Here is a 4,522-nt window from a genome sequence, read left to right on the forward strand (position 1 = left end):
CCCTGCTACGCCGAGCGGGCCGTGCCCGATTTGTCCTGGCGGATGGGCACCTGGGTGGATCTCACGGGCGGGCGGATCGTCATCTCCGGTCACTCCCAGGGCAGCGTCCTGGCGGCGGCCGCGGTGTGGCAACTGGACGCGCCCACCCGCAGCCGCGTCGCCCTGCTCACCCACGGCTCCCCGCTGCACCGCCTGTACGGTCGCTGGTTCCCCCGCTACTTCGGCCCCACCGCCCTGCGCTCGCTCCGCGACGACCTGCGTTGTTGGCGAAATCTGTGGCGGGAGACCGATCCCATCGGCGGTCCGGTACGGGTGACCGGGGACGACCCACCGGTGGACAGGGGCGCCCTGCTGGACCCCCGTCACTACGGTCGCAACCTGCTCAGTCCGCTGCCCGCCCCCCTCCTGGGGCACGGGGACTACGCCGACGACCCCGCCTACCGGTTGGAACGGGCCCGGCTGCACGCCCTGTTGCTGGGTGAGGCCGGGGTCGGCGCCCCGGGCGGCACCGACCCGCGGGCGGCGCCGGGTGTTCCCCCGGCCCCTCGGGTGGCGGTGGACGGCGACGCCACGACCGTGCCCGATCCACCCGCCGGTCGGGGCGGGGACGAGACCTGAACGCCGACCGGCCCGGCGGCGGGGTGCCGTCGGGCCGGTCGGTGGTCGGGACGGAAGGGGACCCGCCCCGGTTCACGGTCGGGGCGGCAGATCCTCCGGCAGCAGGAGCGTCAGGTCCTCGGTGGTGGGCTCCTCCACCCGGGCCACCCGCCCCGCGTGTCGTTCCACCATGGCCTCGAAGGTCTGCCGGGCGGTGCGCCCGTTGCCGAAGGCGGGACCGCGCGGGATGGCGGCGAAGTGCGTCAGCAGCGCCGCGTCGGTCCCCTCGGCCAGACCGTACTGCTGCTCGGCCGCCTGCTGCTCCACGATGCTCAGCAGCTGATCCGGCGAGTAGTCGGTGAAGGTGATGGTGCGGGAGAAGCGGGACGCGACCCCCGGGTTGACCGCCAGGAAGCGATCCATCTCCGCGGTGTAGCCCGCGACGATGACCACCACCTCGTCCCGGTGATCCTCCATGAGCTTCACCAGGGTGTCGATCGCCTCCCGGCCGAAGTCCCGCCCCGCGTCCTCGGGGGAGAGGGCGTACGCCTCGTCGATGAACAACACTCCGCCGCGCGCCCGGTCGAACGCCTCCTGGGTCCGGATCGCGGTGGAGCCGATGTGTTCCCCGACCAGATCGACCCGGGAGACCTCGATCAGGTGACCGCGCTCCAACACCCCCAGGGAGGCCAGGATCTCGCCGTACAACCGGGCCACGGTCGTCTTGCCCGTTCCCGGGGAGCCGGTGAACACCAGGTGTCGACGGGCCGAGGCGGCCTTGAGCCCCGCCCGTTCCCGGCGACGGCCGACCTCGATCATGTCGATCAGCGCCCGCACCTCCCGCTTCACGGTCTCCAGGCCGATCAGGCGCTCCAGTTCGCCCAGGACCTCCTCGGAGTCCCGAACGGCCGGGGTGTCGCCACCGGCTGCCCCCGGCTCCCCGCCGGTGACGGCCCCCGCCGCTCCCACCGGTGGGCCCGGCTCGCCGGTGGGAGCGGCGGCGGTTCCCCCGCTCCCACCGGGGGTGGGCAACGCCTCGGGAGGCGGCATCAGCAGCCCGCCGACCGGCTCCCCTCCGGTGCCCCCGCCTCCGGAGGCCCCGGAGGCGGGGGCCGGGACCGTGTCACGGGCCCGACTCTCGTCGCTGCGGCACCCGCTCAGCTCCGCCGCTCCCTCGGCCACCGCGTAGCCCCCGCGGGCGCAGCGCTCGGTGCGGCACCCCCGCAGGACCGCCCGGCTGCCCTCGGTGACGTGGAAGCCGTACCCCCGGGAGTCCCCGACCCGACAGTTCTCGAAAACCCCCCGTCCGGCGGCGGAGACGTAGAACCCGGCCTCGACCGGGCCGGTGACCGAGCAGTCGGAGATCGAGGGATCGGCCTCCTTGCTGACGATCACGCCGGTGGTGACCCCCCGCACGGCGCAACCGGTGACGGTGCCGCCGCTGCCGGGGTCGCGGAACCAGATCGCCGTGCCGATGTCCTCGAAGCGGCAGGAGTCCAACCGCACCGCCGCGCCGTCGCTCACCGAGACGGCCGAACCGCGCACGTCCCGGATCTCGCTGTCCACCACGTCGGCCCGGGACCCCGGGTCCAGGACGAAGAGCGCGTCGGGGACGTCGTGCAGGCGGGATGCCTCCAACACCGCCGTCGCGCCGTCACTCACCCACACCGCGGGATACTCGCCGGTCCCGTGTGAGATCTCGCAGAGGTGCGCGTCCACATGGGTGCCCGGATCCCACACCGACAACCCGTTGCGGCCGAAGCCGGAAAGGGTTGAGCGCACCAGGGTCAGCACGGAACGCGAGCGCAGATCCACGCCGTTCTCCGGCACATCGGTGATCGTGCCGTCGGCGAGGGTGAGGACGGCTCCACCCTCCATGGCCACGCCGTCACCGGTCGTGCCGGAGATTCGGCATTCCCCGAGGTGCGCGGTCGCCCGGTCGGCGAGCCGCACCCCGGGACCGCGGACACCGGAGAACGAGCACCGCGCGGCGTCCACCGCGGCCTCCGACCCGGTGACCGCCAGGCCCGCTCCCTCCGCCCGCTCCACCCGGCATGCCTCGAGCCGTACATGGGCCGGGCCCCGTACCGCCACACCCACCCGGCCCGCCGAGACGACACATTCCCCGAACAGACCACCGGCCTCCTCACAGACGGAGATCCCCGTCCCGGCGGGGTTGTCCACGGAGCATTCGCGCACGGTCGGCCGCGCCCCGCCGCGCACCTCGATGCCGGCGGCGGAAGAGGTGTGCACCCGCAACCGGGTCAGTTCCGGACTGCTGTTCTCCACCAGCACGGCCGGAACGGTGACGTCCTGGCCCTCCACGCGCAGACCGCTGACCGTGGCGGGGCCCCGCACGGTCAGCGGGACCCCCTCGGGCGGGGCGAGACGGGCGGGCGCGTCGCCGGGCTCCTCGGGGCCCCGGAGGGTGACGGCCCCGGAAAGCACCACGTTCTCCCGGTACACGCCGGGGGAGAGCACCAGCACGTCCCCATCGGCCGCGACCGACAACGCCTCGGCGACCGTGGGGTAGGAAGCGGTTCGCCGCCGCCAGCGGGAACTGCCGGCGTGCGTCACCTGTACGGAACCCTCTGCCATCAAGTGTCGTGCCCCAGTCGGTCGATCGGCGGATCAGCGCGGACGCGCGTACGCGGCCGCGGGGTGATGGGGCACCACGGTAGCGCGCACCGGACCGATCGAATGACCGGACGGCCCGGTCCCCGGGGCGGGGCGGGATCGGGAGAAGATGGCCCTCGGTGTCGCTTTCGTGGCGATGTGTCGGTGGGGCCGGGAGGGATGATGGTACCCCTCGCCATTCCGAACAATTCCCGAATTCCCTTTCACTTTTGAGTGATTGCCCTCACGCTTCCGGGGTCGTTACCTTTTCCGTGCGTTCGCGTCCCGCGTTCGCGTACAGGGAGTTCATCTCCGGCTCCGGTCGGAGGAAAGGCGGGCATTCCATTATGGCGACCTCGGTCGAACCGACATCCGAGCAGCGGGCGGACCGGGCCCGCCTCAGTTTGGCGACGGAAGCCGCTCGCACTCTGGCCTCCACCACCAAGACACCTCCGCAGATGCAGGGAATCACCTCCCGGTGGCTGCTCAAGGTGCTTCCGTGGGTCCAGGTCTCCGGAGGCGCCTTCCGGGTGAATCGACGGCTCGGCCACACGCTGGGCAACGGCCGGGTGGAGTTCGTCTCCACCGGCGCGCAGGTGCGGGTCATCCCCGCCGAACTCACCGAACTGCCCCTGCTGCGGGGGTACGAGGACCCGGAAGTCCTCCGGGAGTTGGCCGACGGATGCGTCCAGCGCGACTTCGTCGCCGGTGAGGTGATCTTCGAGGCCGGTTCCCCCGCCGATGCCGTGGTGCTGGTGGCGCACGGCAAGCTCAGCCGTCGTGCCAGCGGTCCGTACGACTCCGAGGCCGAGCTGGGAGTGGTCGCCGACGGGGACTTCGTCGACGACCGGGTGCTGGCCGAGGGGGGGACGGGGGAGCCCGACCGGCGGGAGTTCTCCCTCACCTCGCTGACCGGCGGCACCGTCCTGCTGCTGCCCCGCGACCACTTCCGCGCGGTGGTGGAGCGAGCCCCCTCCCTCGCCTCCCACCTGGAACGGGCCGTCGACTCGTGGACCGGCCGCACGGAGGAGGGGGAGGCGGAGATCGAGTTGGCCTCCGGTCACCACGGGGAGCCGGAACTGCCGGGGACCTTCGTGGACTACGACCTGGCCCCGCGCGAGTACGAGTTGAGTGTCGCGCAGACGGTGCTGCGGGTGCACACCCGGGTGGCCGATCTCTACAACGAGCCGATGAACCAGCTTCAGGAGCAGATCCGGCTGACGGTGGAGGCGCTCCGTGAGCGCCAGGAGCACGAGATGGTCAACAGCCGGGAGTTCGGCCTGTTGCACAACGCGGACCTGCGTCAACG

Annotated in this window: 2 protein-coding genes and 1 pseudogene; 2 read left to right on the forward strand and 1 reads right to left on the reverse strand. The window is 72.5% G+C overall.

What is annotated here, in order from left to right; translation table 11 throughout:
* Positions 1 to 618, forward strand: a pseudogene (locus tag FNQ90_RS13590) (hypothetical protein); the annotation flags it as partial.
* Positions 619 to 690: 72 nt separating this feature from the next.
* Here the strand turns inward: FNQ90_RS13590 and FNQ90_RS13595 are convergent.
* Positions 691 to 3,195 carry a right-handed parallel beta-helix repeat-containing protein gene (locus tag FNQ90_RS13595; protein ID WP_182606621.1) on the reverse strand — a complete coding sequence of 835 codons (2,505 nt, stop codon included), beginning with the start codon at positions 3,193 to 3,195 and terminating at the stop codon, positions 691 to 693.
* Positions 3,196 to 3,560: 365 nt separating this feature from the next.
* Between FNQ90_RS13595 and FNQ90_RS13600 the strand changes: the two genes are divergently transcribed.
* On the forward strand, positions 3,561 to 4,522 hold a 962-nt coding region (locus FNQ90_RS13600; RefSeq protein WP_182606622.1), incomplete at its 3' end, for a family 2B encapsulin nanocompartment shell protein.

Origin of the sequence: Streptomyces alkaliphilus (assembly GCF_014141535.1) — a bacterium.
GTDB classification, from domain to species: domain Bacteria; phylum Actinomycetota; class Actinomycetes; order Streptomycetales; family Streptomycetaceae; genus Streptomyces; species Streptomyces alkaliphilus.